This is a genomic window from Nocardia aurantiaca (genome assembly GCF_009708175.1).
Classification (GTDB): Bacteria; Actinomycetota; Actinomycetes; order Mycobacteriales; family Mycobacteriaceae; genus Nocardia; species Nocardia aurantiaca.
The window spans coordinates 244,676-267,408 of sequence record NZ_WMBB01000010.1 but is presented as its reverse complement, the minus strand read 5'-3'; the positions used below and the strand labels follow the sequence as shown (position 1 = coordinate 267,408).

Below are 22,733 nucleotides of genomic sequence, written 5' to 3'. Positions count from 1 at the left end.
CCGGATCGCAACCAGGGCGGATCGATCATTTGGTCGTCCGATGGCCCGCCCCCGCTGGGAACGCTTCGGTGCCGCGCTCGACTACGACCTCCTCGAGCGCGGCATCGACGGACCAGAATCGGCCCCGTGAAGCCACATTCGCCCGTGGGAGTGCGGACCGGGGGCGCGCAGGGTGCGCGAATCCTTCTGCACGGCACGGGATCACTCGCCCGGGCACGCGACCTGATCAATACCGGAGGCCATACTCTACGGCAGGTGATCCCGCGAGCCACTCGAACGGGCGATGCGCGACTCGCGAGTGTGGGCTCGGTGTCGATCCGCGGCGAGGGTTCCCGGTGCAAAGGCATCGTCACCGGTCATCAGGACCGAGTTCGTTCGGGGCGTCGGGTGTCCGGACAAGCCTGTCGGACATGGCGGTGGCGATGAACCTGGGAATGGCAGGGGCGAAGATCTTGAGATAGAAGTCCATCCATTCGTGGCGAGCGTTGAGAAATGGGAAATCGGTGGGGGCCATGTAGCGGACGGCGAGCATGGGTAAGGGCGCGTCGAGTGCGGGGAAAGCCGGGTTGTGCAGCCCCGGGACCGTGCAGCCCGGATAGAACTGCCCGAGCATCAGACCCTGTTCGACGAACCTGGATTTCTCATCGTGCTGAACGGTGTCGAGGTCGGCGTATTCGGTGAGGTCGGGGAAGACCGCAAGGACGGCTTTGAGTTTGGAATCGGGTTCGTCCTGGGGCGGCAGGGCCGGAAACAGGTCGTACAGGTCGGCGACTATCGCGGTGATGCGGCCGCGATGGATATCACGGCCCGGAACGAATGCGGCCCACAGAGATCGCTGTGTGATGGCGCGGCTGGTGTACGGGCAGACCGGGCCGGGTCGACCGAGGTCGGGGTGGGACTGGCACAGGTATTCGATCGTCCATCGGCGCAATTCGGCGGCATGCGGATAAAGGTCGATACCGGCTGCTACGTCGGGGTCGAACAGGTTGACTGGCTCTACGCCGGAACGCGTTCCGACGATTCGGTCGGTGTTCATGATCCGCTTGTCCTTGCTGGGGTGGGTGACTCCGTGGGGGCGGTCCGGGTTGACCGCAAATGCTCGGTGAGGACGAAACCGATGGTGCGAAGCGAATCCTGTTCGGTCATCCGTTCGTGTCGAACGGGAATCCGATGCTCGGTAATGCGCCCGGTGACGTGGTCGCTCCAAGCATCGGCGGGAGAGGACCCGTCGTCGACGCGGTCGTCGGCGGCGCTGAAGTAGATCAGATCACCGTCGAAGAGTGCCGGCCGATGGTTCCAGGTGAGGTCCACGAGCCGGGTGTAGTCGCGTTGCAGGCTCACGAGATGCGCGGGGGTCACAGCGGTGAACAGCCCGCCCTGCCCGTGCAGCAACTCGGTCGCGGCCTCGACGGTCAGCTCGGCGGGGCCGTCCGGAACGGCGAAACCGCCGAACTCGGCGAGCATCGTCGCCACCGAGGGGGTGGGAGCACGGAAGCTGTCGGCCGTCACGACGCGGGTGTCCATCATGGCCAAGGTGGCCACGGAATCGCCTTCGCGGCGGAGTCGGACCGCGATCGCATGGGCGATAGTGCCGCCGAGCGAGTAGCCGAGCAGGTGGTAGGGACCGTGCGGTTGGACGGACCGGATCTCCCGCACATAGCGCGCGGCGAGTTGTTCGAGTGTGTCGAACCGCACGGTGGGGTCGGTCAGCGCGGGCGACTGTAGCCCTCGGACAGGACGGTCGGGATCGAGGTACCGCACGAGTCCGGTGAAACCCCAAGCCAATCCGATCGCCGGGTGGATACAGAACAGTGGCGGTTCGGTTCCCGAAGCCCGCAGCGGCAGCATGACGGAGAGCGCCTCGGCGAGATCCTGTTCACCGAAGTCCTGCCCCGCGAGGCCGTCACGGCGACTCTCGATGCGGCGGGCCAGCAATTCCGGTGTCGGATCGGTGAACAGCCACTGCAGCGGCATGGTGACACCGGTGGACTCCGCGAGCCGCGACACCAATTGGGCGGCGGTCAGCGAGTTGCCGCCGAGGTCGAAGAAACCGTCGTCGACTCCGATTCGTTCGATGTCGAGGGTGTGGGCGAAGGCCTCGCAGACGGTGGCCTCGAGCGGCGTCGACGGCGCTCGGAACCGAGACTGCCGACGCAGGTCGGGTACGGGCAGGGCGTTGCGATCGAGTTTGCCGGTGGCCGTGAGCGGCATCCGGTCGAGCATGACGATGGCGGTGGGGATCATATGGGTGGGCAAGAGGGTCGCGAGATGTGTGGTCAGCTCCGCGGTGTCGGGCGTGGCGTGCGGGGCGGGCGCCACGTAGCCCGTGAGCTGGTCGGTGCCGTTGGGCCGGGTGTGGACCGCGACGGCGGCGCGGGAGACGCCGGGGTGGCTGCACAACGCCGTTTCGATATCGCCGGGTTCGATGCGATGGCCGTTGACTTTGATCTGCAGGTCGCTGCGGCCGATGTATCGCAGTCGCCGGTCGCCGGTCCAGGTGACCAGATCGCCGGTGCGGTACATGCGCGTCCCGGCCGGCCCATACGGGTCGGGGATGAATCGGGATGCCGTGAGTACGGGTTGCCCGTGGTAGCCGCGGGCGATCCCGGGCCCGGACAAGTACAGTTCCCCGGTCACTTCGCGCGGGACCGGGCGCAGTCTGCGGTCGAGCACGACGGCGGAGAACCCGCGGGTCGGGCCGCCGATCAGTGGCGGGCTGTCCATGGTTGCCGTCAGGGGGGTATCGCCGCAGCTCGCGACGGTGGTCTCGGTGGCCCCATAACTGGTCATCAACGTGCGGCCCGGCGCCCATTGGTTCACCAGATCCGGTGGGCACACCTCGCCGCCGACGATCACGGTGCGGAGGGTGTCGACTTGGCCGGGGCGCAGCGACGCCAGCACGGTGGGGGTGAAGGCCGCATGGGTGACATGTTCGGCGTTGATCCGCTCGGCCAGTTCGGCGCCCGCGACCACTCCCGCTGGAGCGAGGACCAGTGTGGCTCCGGCGGCAGCGGCGCTGAGCCATTCGAGGATCGACACGTCGAAGCTCGGAGAGGCCGCGGCCAGCATTCGGCAGGACGGGCTGAGGCCGAACCGTTCCCGCGCTTCGGCGGCCAGATTCGCAATCCCGGTGTGGGTGACCACGACCCCTTTCGGGGTCCCGGTGGAGCCCGAGGTGTAGACCAGGTAGGCGGGATGCTCCGGCCGCAGCGCGGCCGTGCGCTCGCGGTCCTCGATCGCGGTGGCGCGCGCCCACGCTGCCTTCATGGCGAATCCAGAGCTGTCGAGGCTGAGCCACGTGGTGGCGTCGGGCAGTCGTTCCAGATAGGTCTCGACTGTCAGCCCGGCGATGGCACCGGCATCGGTGAGGATGCCGCTGATCCGGTCTTCGGGCTGATCCGGGTCGATCTGAACGAACGCGCCGCCGGTTTTGGCGACCGCCCACACGGCGATCACGGCATCGATCGAGCGCGGTAACGCCACGGCGATTAACGATTCCGGTCCTGCTCCGGCGTCGATCAGCACCCGCGCCCACCGGTTCGAGATTTCGTCGAGCTCGCGGTAGGACAACCTTTCGCCGTCACAGACGACCGCTTCCGCATCGGATCTCGCTGCGGCAGCGAACACCTGCGGCAGGAGCGACGGCGCCGCGTCGGGCCCGCCACGAACGGGTATCAGCGTGGACAGCTCGTCCGGCGACAGCAGCTGCACTCGCCGGAGCGAGAGATCGGTGTCGTCGATGATGGCGTCGAGCACACGCAGCACCCGGCCGGCGAGAGCATCGGTCTGGGCTTGTGTGAACAGTTCGGGCAGGTATTTGAAGGTCAGCTCCAGCCGGGTGTCGAGGTGGGCGATCAGGCCGAGCGGATAGTGCGCGGCGTCTCGTCCGTGCACGTCGAGGACGTGCATCCCGGCAATATCGGTGTCTTCGGACAACCCGGTCGCGTCGACCGGGTAAGACTCGAAGACGGTCATGGTGTCGAACATCGCCCCGGGCCCGGCCACCTGTTGGATCCGTGCCAGTCCGAGGTGATTGTGGTCGAGCAGCGCGGTTTGTTCGGTTTGGATTCGCCGGATCAAATGGCCGAGACTTTCGCCATGGTCGAGCCGGACCCGGACCGGCACGGTGTTGATGAACAGTCCGATCATCGATTCGATGCCGGGAATCTGCGGGGGGCGACCAGAGACGGTGGTGCCGAAGACGACGTCCTCACGCGCGGTCGCGCTCGCGAGCACGATCGCCCAGGCGGCTTGGACGACGGTGTTGAGGGTGGTCTCCTGCTGGTGGGCCACGGTGACCAGGGCCGCGGTGCGGTGTTCGCTCAGCCGCACCCGCACTTCACGCGCGGCGGCGGTATGTCGGCGGCCGCGGCCCGCGCCCGCCAGCAAAGTCGGCTCGGTGACGCCCTCGAGCGTCCGCGCCCACGCGGCTTCCGCCGCGCCCTGATCTTGGCTTTTCAGCCACACCAGATAGTCGCGATAGGGATGCACCGGGGCCAGTGCGCCGGGGTCGCCGTCGCCGGCATAGAGGATCAGCAGTTCCCGGACCAGTAGTGGGGTGGACCAGCCGTCGATCAGAATGTGATGCATGCTCAGCAGCAGTCGGTACCGCTGGGGGGAGGTGCTGATCAGTGTCAGTCGCAGCAGCGGCGCCGCGCTCGGAACGAAGTGCCGGTCGCTGTCCATGAGCTGCTCGAGCGCGGCCTCGGTGTCGGCGCATTCCGCGAGGTCGATCTGGGTGAGCGGCACATCGACACGGGAGTGCACCACCTGGACCGGCTCGTCGGCGGCGTCGCGCACGAACGCGGTCCGTAGGTTCGGGTGTCGTCCGATGAGGGCCTGCGCGGCGCGGCGTAACCGGTCCGCGTCGACGCGCCCACCGAGTTCCATACGGAGTTGCACGATGTAGTCGTCGCGGGCGCCGTCGGCGAGCTGGGAGTGGAACAGCAACCCCGACTGGAGCGGCGTGAGCGGCCAGATGTCTTCCAGTGCCGGGTACCGGGCCTCGAGCCGGTCGATCGCGGCCTGGTCGAGGTCGACGAGGCCGACGTCGGAGGGGGTCAGCCCGCCGGCACCCGGCCGGGACGCGTGCGCGGCGAGAGCCGCCATCGCGTCGCGCCACAGTTCCGCGAGGTCGGTGACCTCGGCGGAGGTGATCAGGCCGGCCGGATAGTCCCAGGCGGCGGTCACGACAGGTCCGTCCAGCGTGTCCACGGTGACCGCGTTGATACCCAGGACGGCTGCCGCGGATGCGTCGGGATGCTGGGCGCCGCCGCCGGCATCGCCGCCGGCGGGCATCCACCCGATGTCGCGCAACGCGTCGGGAATGGTGTCGAGTCGACCGAGATAGTTGAAACTCACCTGGGGATCGGGCAGCGCGCCCAGGATGGGGGCGGTATCGGTGTTGAGGTAGCGCAGCAGCCCATAGCCGATCCCGTGGCCGGGGACCCGCCGGAGTTGCTCCTTGACCGATTTGACGATCGCCCCCGCGGCAGCGCCGGCGGCGAACGCCTCATCGATGTCGAGATCGGACAGGTCGAGCCGCACCGGGTAGGTGGTGGTGAACCATCCGACGGTGCGGGTGAGGTCGGCGCCGGGAAGGACCGTGTCGTGGCGGCCGTGGCTTTCGAGAGTGAGCAGCGACTCGGCGATGTCGTCGCCGTGGCGGCGCCGCCACCGGGTCAGCGCCAGGGCGAGCCCGGCGATGAGGGCATCGTCCACATTGCCGCGGAACGCCTGGGGCAGGGTAGTGAGTACCGCGCGGGTCACCGCGGTAGGCAGCGTCACCCGGATGGTGGCGACGGTGGACTGCACGTCCACGACCGGGTCGAGAGGGCGCGTCCCGATCGGTGGATCGGCGGCGGCGAGCGTGGAACGCCACCAGTCGAGTTCGTCGAGCTTCGCGGCAGCGGTGTCCAGAGCGTGCGCCCAGCGTCGCATCGACGTACCGACGGGCGCGAGCCGCGGCGGTTGCCCGGCACTCACCTGGGCCCCTGCGATAGCCAGGTCGGGAACGAGGATCCGCCACGACACTCCGTCCACTACCAGGTGGTGCGCGACGACCAGGAGCCGGCCCGGCCCGTCGGCGCAGTCGAACCAGACCAACTGCAGCATGACTCCCGCGGCGGGGTCGAGGCGCTCGGCGGCCGCGTGCGCCTCCGCGTCGGCAATCGCGGCGAACGCGCTGCTGTCCGGTGGCATATCCACCGAGACGTGCCGGACCAATTCGGCGGCGGATACCCCGGTCGGCTGCACCTGCATTGCCCAGCCCGATGGGTGTGCGGGTTCGGGCCGTAGCCGGGCCCGCAGCATGTCGTGATGATCGATCACCGCTTGCATGGTCGCCGCGATCGTGGTCCTGTCGATGCCGGTCGGCAGCGTGAGGGTCACCCACTGGCAGAAGCGGTCGAATCCGCCGCGTTCGAACATCCAGCACATGATCGGCGTCAACGGCATCGGCCCCACACCCCCGCCGGGCAGTTCCGCCGGGAGGGAGGCCGCCGCGGCGCTGTCGCGGACGGCGATCCGGGCCAGTCCGGCGACCGTTTTGCGCTCGAACACCTCACGCACGGAGAGCACGAGACCCGCCGCTCTGGCCCGCGTCACCAACTGGATCGACATGATGCTGTCCCCGCCCAGGGCGAAGAACGAATCATCGAGCCCGATCGTGTCGATACCCAATATCTCGGCGAACAGCCCCGCGAGAGTCTTCTCCGTTTTGGTGACCGGCGCCCGGAATTCGGCTCGGCCCGTGCTGAAGTCCGGCTCGGGCAACGCGCGACGGTCGAGCTTGCCCGTCTCCGTCAGCGGCAGCGCGTCGAGCACCATCACGGTCGCCGGCACCATGTGCGGGGCCAATCGCTGCCCGGCGAACGCGATGATCGCGGCCGGGTCCAGGTCGGCGCCGGGTTCGGGCACCACGTATCCGATCAATCGATCGCCGGTGGCGGATCCGCGGTGCACGGCCGCCGCCGCGCGAGCCACCCCTGCGCAGGCCAGCAGGACCGATTCGACCTCGCCGAGCTCGATGCGGAAACCACGAATCTTGACCTGGAAGTCCGTCCGGCCGACGTAGTCGAGCGTCAGATCTCCATCCGGCAGCCGCAGCCACCGCACCAGGTCTCCGGTCCGATACATGCGCTGCCCCCGGTCCGTGAACGGATCGGCGACGAACCGCGATGCCGTCAGACCCGTCCGGTTGCGGTAACCGCGAGCCAGTCCCGGACCGGTGAGGTACAGCTCGCCGACGACTCCGAGCGGCACCGGGCGCAACCAGGCGTCGAGCACGACCTCACCGACGCCGCGGATCGGTCCGCCGATCGTCGCCGTCTCACCCGGCACCATCGGCGCCCCGGCATTGGTCTGGATCGTGGCCTCCGCCGGACCATAGGTGTTGAACAGTGTGCGGCCCGGTGCCCACCGCGACACCAGTCGTGGCGAAGGCGCCTCGCCACCGATCACGACCGTCCCGAGGTTCGGCAGCCCGGCCGGGTCGACCGTGCCCAAGGCCGTGGGGGTGAGCGCGGCATGAGTCACCGAGTTCCGCGAAATGATCTGCGCCAGTTCGATTCCGCCGAAGACGGTCGGCGGCGCGATCACCAGCCGCCCGCCCGACGCGAACGCCCAGAGGAGTTCCAGGACCGCGGCGTCGAAACTGGGAGACGCGGCATGCAGCACCCGCGCGTCCGGCCCGATGTCGAACCGCGAGCACTGCTCGGCCACGAGATTCGCCAATCCGCGGTGCGAGACCACCACGCCTTTCGGCACACCCGTCGAGCCGGACGTGTAGATCACGTACATGGCGTGATCGGTCCGGACCGGCCGAATTCGCTCGGCGTCGGTCACCGGGGTCGCCGGCAATCCCGCCAGCTCCGCTTCGACTGCCGGCTCGTCGAGGACCAGCCATCGCACCGATCCCGGAAGTCGATCCCGCCACTGCGACAGCGTGATTCCCGTCGCCACGCCCGAATCGGTGAGCATGTGCTGGACCCGGCCCCCCGGGTTGCGCGGATCCATCGGGACGAATGCCGCCCCCGACTTCGCCACCGCCCACACTGCTAGCACCGATTCGAACGAGCGCGGCAACCCGACCGCGACACCCATCTCCGGCCCGACACCTAGACCGATCAGCAGTCGCGCCAACCGATTCGACTCCGCATCGAGTTCGCCGTAGGTCCACTGCCGGTCCCCGCACACGACCGCCACCGCCCCCGGATCCCGCGCCGCCGTCGCCGCGAACAGCTCGGGCAACACCCGCTCCGGCATCGCGGGATCACCCGACACCGGCGCCAGCTCGCGGTATTCCTCCGGCGAGAGCAGATCGAGCCGGGCCAGCGGCAGATCCGGGTCGGCGGCGATGGCGCCCAGCACTCGCTGGATCCGCCTCAGGGTCGCGGCTACGGTGTCGTGGTCGAAGAACTCGGGCAGGTATTTGATCTCGAGATGCAGTCGCGAATCGACACGCCCGACCACGCCCAGCGGGTAGTGCGCCGCGTCGGCGCCGGTCACGTCGACCAACCGCATGCCGGCGATGTCGGTGTCCGCGGTCAACCCGTGGCGGTCGACCGGGAAGGACTCGAACACCGTCATCGTGTCGAATGCCGCTCCCGGCCCGGCCACCCGCTCGATGTCGGCCAGACCTATGAACTGGTGATCGAGCAGCGTGGCTTGCTCGGTCTGGATTCGGTCGAGCAATTGTCCGAGCGTCTCGGTGGTGTCGAGACGGACACGCACCGGCACCGTGTTGATGAAAAGCCCGATCATCGATTCGATATCCGCGATCCGCGGGGTCCGTCCGGAGACCACCGCGCCGAACGTCACATCCTTCCGGGACGTCAACGCGCCCAGCACGATCGCCCATGCCGCCTGGATCACGGTGTTGAGCGTGACTCCGCGCGACCGCGCACGGTCGGTCAGCGCCGCGGTCTGCTCCTCGGTGAGTTCGCCGAGAACCTTCCGCGATTCGGTGTAGCGATGGCCGGGATCGGCCGCGGCCACCAGGGTCGGCTCGTCGGCGCCGTCGAACGCACGCGCCCAGGCGTCGAGCGACGCGGCCGGGTCCTGTCGGCCGAGCCAGGCCAGGAAGTCCCGGTAGGGGCGCACATGCGGCAGCATGGCGGCATCGCAATCGGTGGCGTAGAGCACCAGCAGCTCCTTCATGAGCAGCGGCGTCGACCAGCCGTCGAGCAGGAGGTGATGATTGGTCAGCACCAGCCGGTATTGCTCCGGCCCGGTGGTGACCAGCATCCAGCGGAGCAGCGGGGCATGAGCGGGGTCGAACCGGGTGGCGCGGTCCGCGTCCATGAGTAGCTTCCACTCGCGATCGCGTGCGCTGTCGTCCAGTCCGGACAGGTCCGGTTCCGACCATGGAGCCTCGGCGTCGTCGTCGACCACCTGCACCGGTCCGGCGTCGATGTCGGTGACGAACGCGGTGCGCAGATTCGGATGCCGGTCGAGCAGTACGTGGGCGGCTCGGCGTAGCCGCCGTGGATCGACTCGACCGCGCAGTTCGAGGACCAGCTGCGTGATGTAGGCGTCCACCGACTGCTCGGACACCAGCGCATGGAACAGCAATCCCTCCTGCAGTGGGGCCAATGGCCAGATGTCGCTCAATGCCGGATACCGGTCCTCGAGTCGCTCGATCTCGGATTGTCCGAGCTCGACGAGCGCCAGATCCGACGGCGTCCGTCCCCCGCCCCCGGCACGGCGGACATGCGTCGCCAACGCGGTCAACACCTCGCGCCACGACTCCGCCGCCTCGCGTACCGCATCGGCGGTGAGGACCCCGGTGGGGTACGACCAGATCGTTCGCAGCCGCGGCTCGCTCGTGTCGTCCAGGACGACGGCATCGACGTCGAGCACCGCCGGCACCGGAGCATCGGGATGCTGGGTGCCGGCGAGTTCGGCATCACCCTGGGCGCCGCCGACGTCCGCCGGCACCCATCCGAGCGCCGGTACCGCTTCGGTGATCCCCGTGGCGACGCGGCCGAGGTAGTGGAACGCGATCTGCGGCGGCGCCGTCGCGAGGTTCGGACCGGTGTCCTCGTTGAGATACCGCAGCAGGCCGTAGCCGATCCCGTGGTCCGGGACCGCGAGGAGCTGTTCCTTGACGGACTTGACCGCTGCCCCCATCGCCGGCCCGCCCGCGCGTGCGTCGTCGAGATCGATACCCGACAGATCCAGGCGCATCGGATAACCGGTGGCGAACCAGCCGACCGTCCGCGTCAGGTCCGAGCCTGGGACGACATCATCCGCGCGACAGTTCCCTTCGAGACGGATCGTCACGTCCGCGGGTGGGCCCGCGGAAGCGGTCGATTCGTGCTCGCGCCGCCACCTCGCCATCGTTATCGCGAAGGCGGCCAGCAGCCCGTCGTCGACACTGCCGTGGAAAGCGGCGGGCACCTCGGTCAGCAGGGCCTCGGTCACCTCGGGGTCCACGTCGACTTGGATCGTGCGGGCAGTCGTGACCAGGTCGATCGCGGGGTCGAGGGGCCGTGAACCGATTATCGGATCGTCCTCGGCGGTCATCGCTTGCCACAGTTCGAGCTCGGCGGCGCGCTCCGGGCGTTGGGCCGCCTCGACCAATCCGTGCGCCCACCTCCGCATGGAGGTCCCGGTGGGGGCCGGATCGGGTGGCTCGCCGGATGCGATCCGGGCCAGGGCGGCCGTGAGGTCCGGCGCCAGCACCCGCCAGGAGGCGCGATCGATCGCCGAACGGTGGACCACCACCAGCACCGTGCCGGGTTCCACCGTGCTCACGGGGTCGAGCCAGACCACCTGCGTCAGGATCCCGGCTTCCGGATCGAGCCGGTTCGCGGCGGCATCCAACTCGGCCGTCGCCAATGCACGGAACTCGGCGCGTCCCAGCCCCGCTTCCACCGGCACCCGCGTGAGAACGTCGTCGGCGCGAACCGCTCCGACCGGCAGCACCTCCCACGTCCACTGTCCGTCGGTGGGCGGGGTCAGTCGCGCGCGCAGCATGTCGTGCCGATCGAGTACCACCTGCACGGTATCGGCCAGCTGTCGCCGGTCGATCCCGGTCGGCAGACCCAGCGTCATGGCCTGTGAGAAGCGGCTGTGCCCGGCCCCTGCCCGATCGAGCAACCATCGCATGATCGGTGTCAGCGGTAGCGGGCCCACGCCTGCGCCAGGCAGTTCCGCCGGAAGGGATGTCCCCGCAGCACCCTCGTTGATGGCGATCTGGGCGAGTCCGGCGACCGTTTTGCGCTCGAAGACGTCGCGTGGGGAGAAGACCACGCCGGCCGCCCTGGCACGCGTCACCAGCTGGATGGACATGATGCTGTCTCCGCCGAGGGCGAAGAAGGAATCGTCCGCACCGACCGTCTCGGCACCCAGAATATCCGTGAAACACCGGGCGATGATCTGCTCGGTCGACGTCCGGGGCGCGCGGAAGGGCCTGTCACCGGCGAACACCGGCTTCGGTAACGCCTTCCGATCCAATTTGCCCATGGGCGTCAACGGAACACGATCCAACACCATGATCGACGCGGGAACCATGTACGACGGCAACCGATCACCCAGATAATCGACCAACGCCGCTGTATCGATCGAATGACCCGGCGCGGCAACGACATACGAGACCAAGGACTGAGCCCCCGAATCGCCGCGACAACCGATGGTGACCGCATGACCCACGGTCTCGTGAGCCGCCAGCGTCGAATCGATCTCGCCCAGCTCGATGCGAAGACCTCGTATCTTCACCTGGAAATCCGAACGACCCACGTGCTCGATCGCCCCGTCGGCCGTCCATCGAGCCACATCCCCGGTCCGGTACATCCGCTTACCCGGAACCCAGGGGCACGCGACGAAACGCTCGGCCGTCGTACCCGCCCGACCGTGATACCCACGAGCCAGACAACCACCCGCCACGTACAGCTCACCGGCCACACCGACCGGCACAGGCTCCAGCCGCTGATCCAGAATCCACTCCGACACACCACGAATCGGACCACCGATGGTCACCGCATCACCCACCGCCAACGGGGTGCTCAATGTCGCGGCGATGGTCGTTTCGGTGGGCCCGTATTCGTTGAACAGGGTGCGGCGCTCGCCCCAGCGCTGAACCACTTCGGTGCCGTAGTCCTCGCCGCCGACTATCAGGTGCGTCAATTCTGGTAGTGGCCACCGGGTGTGGTCGATGGTCGACAGCGTGGACGGTGTCATGAGGGCGTGGCTGACCCGTTCGCGGGCGATCAGGCCGGCGAGTTCGTCACCGCCGTAGACGTCGCTGGGTGCGATGACCATGGTGGCGCCGGCATACAGCGGCAACAGCAATTCCAATACCGACACATCGAAGCTCGGTGAAGCCATATGCAGAGTACGAGAATCGGATTCGATACTGATGGCATCCCGGTGCTCGACGGCGCAGTTGTTCAGTCCTCGATGGGTGACCGCGACGCCCTTGGGCAGCCCGGTCGATCCGGAGGTGTAGATGACGTAGGCGATGTCGTCGATACGCAGTGGACGTATCCGTTCGCTGTCGGTGATGGGCCGGTTGTCGGCCGCGTCGACGTTGTCGGCGCGGTCGAGATTGTCCGGTGTCGACCAGTCGATATCGTCGGGCAACTGTGCGCGCACAGACGTCAGGGTCACGCCGACGACGGCCCCCGATTCGGTCGTCATGTGCGTGATGCGTTCTCTCGGATGACTCGGATCGATCGGCAGGAAAGCCGCCCCCGATTTCGCGATCGCCCATACGGTCAGCACCGAGTCCAGGGAACGGGGCATCGCGATCGCGACTACGTTCTCCGGGCCGATGCCTCGGCGAATGAGCAGTCGCGCCAACCGATTCGAACGTTCATCCAATTCCCGATAGCTCACCTGCTGTCCATCGAACACGATCGCTGAGGCGTCGGGATTCCGCGCGGCTGCCGCGGTCAACAGATCCGGCAGCGTCATCGGTGCCGCCGCGGCAGCGCCGCGGCGGGTCAGCAGGTCGGCCCGCTCGGCGGGCTCGAGCACCTCGATCGCCCCGACCGGAACCGTCGGATCGGCGGCCAGCGACTCCAGAATCCGGATCCACCGATGTGCGAAGGATTCGATCGTCGCGGCATCGAACAAATCCGTGGCATAGGTGACCGCCACTGTCATACCGCCGCTGTCGCTGTCTTCGGACAGGATGAATTGCAGGTCGAAGCGGGACACGTTGTTGGGGAGGTCGACCACCGACAGTTCGAGGTCGGGCAGTTCGAGCTTCACCGGTTCCAGGTTCTGGAATGCCAGCATCACCTGGAACAGCGGATGGCGAGCCTGGGATCGGCGCGTGACCAGTTGGTCCACCACTTGTTCGAACGGGACGTCGGCGTGGTCGAACGCGTCCAGATCGATCTGCCGGATCCGGGCGAGTAGGTCGGCGAACGGTTCTCCGGGATCGATTTCGGTCCGCAGCACCAGGGTGTTGACGAACATGCCGACCATATCGTCGAGCGCGGCCGCGCCGCGTCCCGCGATGGGGGTGCCGATCGGTATATCGGTGGTTCCGCTCATGCGGGCGAGCAAGACCGCCAGCGCACCGTGAATCGCCATGAACAGCGAAGAATTATGCTGCCGCGCACAATCTTCCAACGCTTGAATCAACCCCGCACCCACGGAGAAACTCGCAGTCGCACCCCGATTCGACATCACCACCGGCCGTGGCCTGTCGAATGGCAGGCGAAGTTCCTCGGCGACTCCGTCCAATGCTTCTGTCCAATATCGAATCTGCCGGGCGCACAGCGATTCCGGATCGTCGGGCGAGCCGAGGATGGCGCGTTGCCACAGTGCGTAGTCCGCGTACTGGACGGGCAGCGGTGCCCACGAGGGGACTTCGCCGCGGATCCGGGCGGTGTATGCAGTGGCCACGTCACGCGCCAGCGGCGTCATCGAGAAGCCGTCCGCGGCGATGTGGTGCACCACGACGGCCAACACGTGTTCGGATTGCTCCGCATCGGTCACGCGGAACAGCCGGGCGCGCACCGGCGCCTGGGTGCTCACATCGAAGCCTTCGGTCACGAATTCGGTTACCGCCGGGATCAATTGGTGCGATGAGACTGTCGCGAGAGTGGGTTCTCGGTCCACGTGTTCGACGGATTCGATCACCTGGATCAGCATTCCGTCGTGGTCCGGGTACCGGGTGCGCAAGGATTCGTGTCTGGCCAGCACGTCGGTCATGGCGAGCCGCAGGGCATCGACGTTCAATTCGCCACGCAGCCGAATAACGATCGGCATGTTGTATGCCCCGGAGCCGGTGTCGTACTGATTGAAGAACCACATTCGTTGTTGCGCCGGCGCCAAAGGCACGAGTTCGGGGCGCGGGCCGGCGATCAGTGGTGGGCGGGGTCGCCGCCCTGTCCCGGCAGCCTGCTCTATGCGGGTGGCCAGTTCCGCGATCGTGGCCGCATCGAACAACAGCCGCACCGGAATTTCGGTATCCAGCGCTGCCCCGAGGCGCGCTGCGACACGGGTCGCGACCAAGCTGTCTCCGCCGAGGGCGAAGAAGGAGTCGTCGATACCGATGGCGTCGACGCCGAGCACATCGGTGAATGTCTCGGCGATGAGATGCTCGATCGGCGTTCGGGGTGCGCGGTACGGCTTGTGATCGGCGAACACCGGTTCGGGCAACGCCTTACGATCGAGCTTGCCTGTCGGTGTCAACGGGATCCGGTCCAGCACCACGATCGAAGACGGAACCATGTAGGACGGCACATGATCGGCGAGATACTCGGTCAAAAGTGTGGTATCGATCGAATAGCCTGGCGCGGCAACAACATACGAGACCAGCGACTGCGCTCCTGAATCGGCGCGGTGGCCGATCGTGGCGGCATAACCCACACTCTCGTGCCCCGCGAGCACGGAGTCGATCTCACCGAGCTCGATACGAAGACCCCGGATCTTGACCTGAAAATCGGACCGGCCCAGATGCTCGATCTCGCCGCCGGCCGACCAGCGGACCACATCACCGGTCCGATACATACGCTCACCCGACAACCACGGGCATGCGGCGAAGCGTTCAGCGGTCAAACCCGCCCGGCGGTAATACCCACGAGCCAAGAGACCGCCGGCGATATACAGCTCGCCCGCCACGCCGGCCGGTACGGGCTGCAGACGCTGGTCGAGTATCCATACCGAGACGCCGCGGATCGGACGGCCGATCGTGACCAACTCTCCCGTGGCCAAGACGGTCAGCGTGGCCGCGATCGTGGTCTCGGTGGGCCCGTATTCGTTGAACAGTTCACGATCACCACTCCACCGTTGGACCAATTCGGTGCCGTAGTCTTCGCCACCGACGATCAGATGCCCCAAATCCGTTAGTGGCCAACGGGTGTGGTCGATGGTGGACAGTGTCGAGGGTGTGATACACGCGTGGCTGACGTGTTCGCGGTCGAGGAGTTCGGCGAGTTGGTCGCCGCCGAAGCTGTCGCCGGGAGCGACGACCATCGTCGCGCCCGAGCACAACGGCAACAGCAGTTCCAGGACCGAGACATCGAAGCTTGGTGAAGCCAGATGCATTGTGCGGGAATGGGCTCCGATGCTCAGGGCATCCCGGTGTTCGGTGCTGCAGTTGTTCAGTCCTCGATGGGTGACCGCGACGCCCTTGGGCAGCCCGGTCGATCCGGAGGTGTAGATGACATAGGCGATATCGTCGACACGCAGCGGATGCACCCGATCACCGTCGGTGACCGGCCGGTCATCGCCCTCGTCGAGGCAGTCCGCTGTCAGCCAGTCGATGTCATCGGGTAACCGCGTGCGTGCGGATGCCACGGTCAGGCCGACCGTCGCCCTCGAATCGGTCACCATATGGGTGACGCGTTCGACCGGATGGGTCGGATCGATCGGCAGGAAAGCCGCCCCTGCCTTGGCCACCGCCCATACCGCCAGAATCGAATCCGCGGAACGCGGCATGCCGATCGCGACAACATCCTCCGGACCGATGCCCCGCCCGATCAGCTGCCGAGCCCACCGATTCGAGCGCTCGTCCACATCTCGGTAACTCAATTCCCGCCCGTCGGACACGATCGCCGCCGCATCAGGATCGAACGCGACCGCGTTGGCCAACAGCTCCGGCAGGGTGAGGGGCGCCACCTCGGGTGCGCCGCGACGGGCCAGCAGATCGGCTCGCTCGGCGGGCTCGAGTACCTCGATCGCCCCGACGGGTACCGCTGGATCGGTGGCTACCGATTCGAGTATCCGGATCCATCGGCGTGCGAGGGAGTCGATCGTCGCGGCATCGAACAGGTCCGTGGCGAAGGTGACCGCCACGTTCATGTCGCCGCCGTCGTCCGCTGACAGGGCGAATTGCAGGTCGAGGCAGGATATTTCGCTGGAATGGCCGACCGCCGGCGGTTCGAGGTCGAGTAATCCCGATTCGACAGGTTCCGGGTTCCGGAACGCCAGCATCACTTGGCACAAGGGGTGCCGTGACCGGAATGGCCGGTTCACCACTTGTTCGAGCGCGATGTCGGCGTGGTCGAACGCGTCCAGATCGATCTGCCGGATCCGGGCGAGTAGGTCGGCGAACGGTTCTCCGGGATCGATTTCGGTCCGCAGCACCAGGGTGTTGACGAACATGCCGACCATATCGTCGAGCGCGGCCGCGCCGCGTCCCGCGATGGGGGTGACGATCGGTATATCGGTGGTTCCGCTCATGCGGGCGAGCAAGACCGCCAGCGCACCGTGAATCGCCATGAACAGCGAAGAATTGTGCTGCCGCGCACAATCTTCCAACGCCTGAACCAATCCCGCACCCACGGAGTGGACGACGGTCGCGCCCCGATTCGACATCGCTATCGGCCGTGGCCTGTCCACTGGCAGAGCAAGTTCCTCGGGAAGATCCGCAAGCGCGGCTCGCCAGAATGCCAGGTTCTCGCGGCGTCGCCGGGTTTTCGCGCCGTCGGCGGCGCTGCCAGGGTGGACCTGGTCGAGTTCGGTGTCCGGTGTGGCGGCGGCGAACTCGTCGATGAACTCCATAAAACCGGCGCAGTGGGCCGACAGTTCGAGGTCGGTGTAGAGGTTGGGATTGGCCAAGAGGTGCAGGATCGTCCGCGGCGGATCGCCGGTCTGATATACGTCGACCAGCAAATCCTCGACCGGGCCGGAGCTGAGGATATGGAATTCCCCGGTCACCGAACCGAACTGGATGTGTTGGGCGAAAAGCATGACGTTCACCACCGGGCCGGCGAAGCGCCGTTGTGCGCCACGGGTTCCGGTGGCGGCGCGAATATCGGTGAGGCCGCACCGCTGGTGCCGCAATACACCTACCAGATCGGACTGCACGCGCAGCGCCAGCGTTGCGACGGTGTCCCCTGGATCGAGGACGATCGGAAGCGGCGCCACATTGACGAATACACCCCCGGACCGCCGCAGCACGGCGGTCGTGCGACCCGACACGGGAATGTTGACCAGGACGTCGTCCCGGCCGGTCCGCCGGGACAGATAACAGGCGAATGCGGCGATCACCAGCGCGGCCGGGCTGGCGCCCAGTGTTTTCGCCGAGTGATCGATCCGCTCGACCGTCGCCGCCGACAGTTCTCTGATTGCGACGACACTGTCCGCGCACGCCGGCGCGTGCCCGGAAGCCAGGCTGAACTCCTCGTCGACGCCGGCGAGTCTGTTCACCCAATACGCCTGGTCGTCGGTGAACCGCTTCGATTCCCGGTAGCTGCGGTCGGCCTCGTACAGGGCGCGTATGTCGGCCGCCCGGTTGGGCTCGGCTGTGTGGCTCCGCACCGCCGCCGTGTACAGCGCCGCGATCCGGTTCACGATCATCATCGCGCCGTAGCCGTCCAGTGCGACGTGGTGGCTTCTGCAGTACAGCAGATAATGCCGATCCCCGACCTGCACGATCGCCGTCGCCACCAACCGGTCCCGGGTCATGTCCAGTGGCGCGGTGTACTCCCGGCGCATCCATTCCAAGCCTGCCGCGACGGGATCCGGGGCACCGCGAATATCGATCACCGGTCCCGTCGACTTCAGCGACGGGTCGTATAACTGATAGGGCTCGCCATCGATCTCTCTCAGTCGCAGATATCCCGACTGGAACTCATGGCCGGCTTGAATCGCCGCCTTACGCAGCAGATCGACGTCAAGGTCGCCATGGAACTCGACATACTGCGCCTCAGATATCGGTACATCCGGACTTAATTTCTGCGCCAACCACAAACCCTGCTGTCCAGCGGACAGCGGTATTGGCTGTATGACTGACGCGTCCGGTTCGGCATTTCTGCTCCCCCCTCGATCGGGGTCGAGCTGCGGTCGCGGAGCGGTCATTTGTTTCCTTCCAACCCCGACCGCGGCCAGTATATGACGAAGGATACGTTGCTGTACACCGCCGGCGACCGGGATGGTTTCCATATCCACGAGGAGGATGCGCAGTGCGCTTGGATTCTCCTCATGGGCCCACCAAAGACACCGATGCGGCCGAACGTCAACGATTCAGGGACGTTTGAATTTCGATTCGAATACTAAATGATCTTTGCGTCTTTATAGTCGCGCATACGCGCCGATCAGCCTTCGGGATAAACTCACTTCATTTATCGAGCATTCGTTACAAATAGTTGGCCGAGCGACTTTTCGGCCTTGGTTCGAGGGGATCGCGACATTTCTGCCACGAGAATGTCGCCGAAAAGTGATGGCGACGCGCGCCGCCGAGTGGCGCCGCCGAGCGTTACCGTCGCCCTCCCGCACGGTCCGCTCTTCAGCGCTGGAACCTACGTTCCAGGATGCGCTGGACCCGATCGCGGTGGACGGCAGACCAGGCTTGGACCCGGACCGCCCACCAGGGGGCGATGTCGCGGGGTTTGGCGGTGACCGCGTGCGAGATGAGGTCGGAGGCTTCGTCGACGGTCAGACCGGGGATGCGGCGGAAGTCGGTGGGGGCGCTCATTCTGGTGTGGACCAGTGGCATGTAGACCGAGGTGGTCGTGACATCGTCGCCGGCGATTTCGGCGGCGACGCTGCGCAGCCAGACGTCGAAGGCGGCTTTCGAGGCGCCATAGGCCGACCAGCGCGGACTCGGCGGCATGAGCACGCCCCAGGTGGAGACGTTCACGATATGCCCCTGCCTGCGTGCGCGCATATGCGGCAGCAGAGTGAGCAGCAGCCGCACCGGGCCGAGATAGTTGATGTCGATGGTGCGGGTGAAATCGTGGAAGCGGTCGTAGGACTCGGCGATGGGCCGCCGAATCGACTTTCCCGCGTTGCTGATCACGACATCGATGTGCCCGTACTCGGCCAGCAGCGTCCGGCCGAGCAGGTCGACGGCATCCATGTCGGTCAGGTCGGTCGCGTAGGCGTGGGCTGTGCCGCCGTCGGCCGTGATGTCGGCGGCAAGCCTTTCCAGTTCGGGCCGGGAACGCGCCACCATCGGCACCACCGCGCCTGCCGCGGCGAGCTTCCGCGCACTGGCCTTGCCGATACCGTGCGAGGCCCCGGTCACCAACACCACCTTGCCGGCGACGGCCGCCCGTAATGACTCCTCGGTGGGCCGGAATGTGGGATACAGCAGCCGGATCGCCATCCGTTCGGCGAGCGGCCGCCCACGGTGTGTGACCGGAGTCTCGTTCACAGCTCTCGACTGTATCGCTCGACTCGTCCGCTACCCCCCGGAACGAATGATCTGTTCGATGTTGCGCTCAGCCAGCGCGCTGATCGTCAGTGAAGGGTTCACCGTTCCGGTGCTACCGGGCACAGCCGCCCCGTCCATCACATAGAGGTTTTCGTAACCACACACCCGGCCGTACTCGTCTGTCGCGCGTCCGATTACCGCGCCGCCCAACGGATGGGCGGTGAAGGACGCGTCCGCGTACAGGGCTGGTTGAGACGTGGTCCGACAGTGACAGGCCACGTTGTCGTTGACTTCCAGCGCTCGCGCGCTGTAGCCGTCCGTGCCGTCGTCCGGCCATTGCAGGTCCACGTGCTGATCGGTCGGGTCGCAGACGAACCGGCCTCGGGTGTCGTCGAGCACGATGCCCAATGACGCGAGAATGGTGATGTCGAAGGGCGTCATGCCGGGGATGAACCAGCTCTCCAGCGATACGGGTGCCCCCTCCTCGTCCAGGATCCGGCTCGCGGACGGTGTGCCCTGCGTGCCCACCTCGAGCGTCGTGAGCGGGCGAGCCAAGGCGACGTCGCCGTTGCTGCCCCAGCCTTCGCCGATGTGCTCGTTGAGGTTCGGCAGCGCGTCGGTGGCCCGCGCGCGCACCAACAGTTCGGACGTGCCGACGGAGCCCGCGGCCAGGAACAGCATGTCGCAGGTCAGCGTCCGGGTGCGGAGCACCTCGCCGGTCGGGGCGAGTTTGGTCACGGCGACGGTATAGCGACCCGACGCTCCCGGTTCCTTGGCGATGGCGTCCACGCGATGGCCCGGATAGATCCGGGCATAGCCGGTTTCCTCGGCATAGCGCAGGTAGTTCTGGTTCAGATCGAACTTCGCGCCGTTGGAATTGCCGAGGTTCGAACAGCCGACCGTCGCCGACGGCCGCGATCGTCCGGCCAGCTCGTCGCGGATGATGTCCCAATTCCATGCGCCGTCGATGGGCTGCGGCGTATAGCCGGCCGCGCGGACCTGTTCGTCCCAGGCGCGGGAGTGCGCGAACGCGAAGGAGTTGTAGATGTCGGCCGGCATCACGCTCGGCCGCAAGATACTTCGGGCCTTGGGGTAATAGACGTCGTGCATCTCGCGATAGTCGACCACGCCGCGGAACACATGGTCGAAGAACCGCTGCTCCGGCTCGATCATCACCCCGGTGAAGACCACCGAGCCGCCTCCTACACACGCTCCTCGCCACACGTCGATGCCCGGGTAGCTGCACACATCGAGGACCCCGCCGAACGAATCGACAGGCACCGGGATCCTGTTCACCCCGGTGAAGGTGGTGCGATGCCAGAAGCCGCGGCCATCCGGAATCGTGTCGCTGACGAAGATGTCGCGCCACGGATCACTCGGCCAGCGCGACCCGCGCTCGAGCACCGCGACCTGGATCCCGGACTGCGAGAGGCGCAGCGCGGTGACCGACGCTCCGAACCCTGATCCGATGACTATCGCGGGCACATGATCGGCTGGATCCGGCAGGGGTGCGAAGATCTCCGGCACCAGTTCGCGATAGAGCGGCGTTTTCGGGCTCGGGCGCACGTCGTCGGCCCGCGCGACGGACGTGGGCGTGCCCACACCCGCAAGACCCAGCAGCGTTGCCAAGCCCGCGCCCTTGACGAAACCGCGCCTGTTCATCGTGGCCCCTCGCCCGATCAGAACGTCGCTCCATCACTGTCTGGCGCTCGATTATGTCGGCCGTGCGTAGCGCCCGGATCCGGGCCACCGATGTCCTCTGCCCGACCGACCGGCCGCGTCATAGCTGCGCCAGTCATAGTGACTATCTATCATAGGGGGCAGGTCTGGGGTGAGAGGTGACAAAATGTTGACTCGCGCGTGGACTCGGTGGCTTCTTACGCACGGCCTCCTGCGGACCTATCTCCAGTGGTCGGCGCACCGCGGTGATCCTCTCGGGCAAATCGCCTTCGGTCAGGATCGATTGCTCGGCTCATCACCGTATATCGAGGAGATCCGCCGACGGGGCCGAATTCCCAAGATGTCGGGGGTGTACGTCACCGCGGATTACGAAGTGTGCCGGCTCATTCTGCGAGACCGGCGCTTCGGCGTTGTGACGCCCCGCCATCCAGCCCTGCCGAAGCCGATCCGCTGGATGCTGAACAAGACGGATCCGGGACTTCCCAATCTCGGGGAACCGCCCTCGATGTTGGTCACCGATCCGCCGGATCACACCCGGTACCGACGCCTGGTCGGGCACGCATTCGGCCCTAAGGCGATCGCCGCGCTGGAGGAGCGAATTGCCGAAGTCGCCGATGAGCTACTCGAACGCCTGAAATCGAATCCTCGACCCGATCTGATCGGCGACTTCTCCGCGCGGATGCCCGTCACGATCATCGCCGAAATGCTCGGCCTGCCGGCCGATATGCATTCGACCTTGCTGAAATGGGGCGACTCCGGAGCGCCGCTGCTCGAACGAGGGCTGGACTGGACCACCTATCGCGATGCCCTCAAGGACCTGACCGAAGTCAAACAATACTTCGATCAGCACCTCGACGGGCTCGTCGCCGAGCCGCGCGATGATGTGCTCAGCATGTTGGTGGCGCACGACGAGCTGACCCGCCGCGAGCAAATAGCCAACGCGGCCCTGCTTCTGGATGCCGGATTCTTGACGACAGTGAACATGCTCGGCAATGGAATCGCCCTGTTGACGAGCCACCCGGACCAGCTGGAACTACTGGCCGCACAGCCGGATCTGTGGCCGGGCGCGGTCGAGGAGATCCTGCGCTATGACGGTCCGGTGCGAATGACGGGCCGGGTCGCGAATTGTGACGTCGAGATCGCTGATCAGCACATCGCATCAGGTTCGCTCATGCTGCTGTCATTGGCAGGAGCCAACCACGATCCCGCGGTCTTCCCCGACCCGCGACAATTCGATGTGACCAGGGACAACTCCGCGGAACATCTCTCGTTCGGCAGCGGGATACATGGCTGTCTCGGAGCCAGGCTTGCTCGAGCGGAAGGCGCCATCGCGCTGCGAGCCCTCTTCGATCGATACCCGAAGCTGCGCTTGGACGGCCCGCCGATCCCTCATCCCCTGCGAAACCTGCACGCCTACCGCTCCATGCCCGCCACGCTGGTTGCCGACTAGCGGGGCGATGGCGTCCCGGGAGGAGGCGAACACGCTGGGATT

General features: G+C 66.7%; 5 protein-coding genes. 1 reads left to right on the top strand and 4 read right to left on the bottom strand.

Going from position 1 to position 22,733, the window contains the following annotated elements; translation table 11 throughout:
* Positions 1-349: 349 nt before the first annotated feature.
* The 4 genes from GLP40_RS22465 to GLP40_RS22450 all read right to left on the bottom strand — a co-directional run bounded on the left by GLP40_RS22465 (position 350) and on the right by GLP40_RS22450 (position 21,223).
* On the bottom strand, positions 350-1,036 hold the full coding sequence (locus GLP40_RS22465) for a DUF6875 domain-containing protein (protein ID WP_154789936.1): 687 nt from the start codon (positions 1,034-1,036) through the stop codon (positions 350-352).
* Positions 1,033-18,264, bottom strand: coding sequence for a non-ribosomal peptide synthetase (locus GLP40_RS22460; protein WP_268867146.1), 17,232 nt, complete (start codon positions 18,262-18,264; stop codon positions 1,033-1,035). The genes GLP40_RS22465 and GLP40_RS22460 overlap by 4 nt, the downstream gene beginning before the upstream one ends.
* A 427-nt stretch (positions 18,265-18,691) precedes the next feature.
* Positions 18,692-19,561: an SDR family NAD(P)-dependent oxidoreductase gene (locus GLP40_RS22455; protein WP_328290524.1), complete on the bottom strand. Its 870-nt coding sequence runs from the start codon at positions 19,559-19,561 to the stop codon at positions 18,692-18,694.
* 30 nt (positions 19,562-19,591) lie between these two features.
* Positions 19,592-21,223, bottom strand: a complete 1,632-nt coding sequence (locus GLP40_RS22450; RefSeq protein ID WP_154789934.1) for a GMC oxidoreductase — start codon at positions 21,221-21,223, stop codon at positions 19,592-19,594.
* 184 nt (positions 21,224-21,407) lie between these two features.
* On the opposite strand from GLP40_RS22450, the gene GLP40_RS22445 reads away from it, so the two are divergent.
* A complete protein-coding gene (locus GLP40_RS22445) occupies positions 21,408-22,691 on the top strand; it encodes a cytochrome P450 (protein ID WP_154789933.1) in 1,284 nt (427 codons plus the stop codon).
* The last annotated feature ends 42 nt before the right edge of the window (positions 22,692-22,733 follow it).

What these genes read in the sequence shown, in the direction of transcription:
- GLP40_RS22465 (WP_154789936.1), bottom strand. Translation starts at nt 1,036, where the DNA reads ATGAACACCGACCGAATCGTCGGAACGCGTTCCGGCGTAGAGCCAGTC.
- GLP40_RS22460 (WP_268867146.1), bottom strand. Translation starts at nt 18,264, where the DNA reads ATGACCGCTCCGCGACCGCAGCTCGACCCCGATCGAGGGGGGAGCAGA.
- GLP40_RS22450 (WP_154789934.1), bottom strand. Translation starts at nt 21,223, where the DNA reads ATGAACAGGCGCGGTTTCGTCAAGGGCGCGGGCTTGGCAACGCTGCTG.
- GLP40_RS22445 (WP_154789933.1), top strand. Translation starts at nt 21,408, where the DNA reads ATGTTGACTCGCGCGTGGACTCGGTGGCTTCTTACGCACGGCCTCCTG.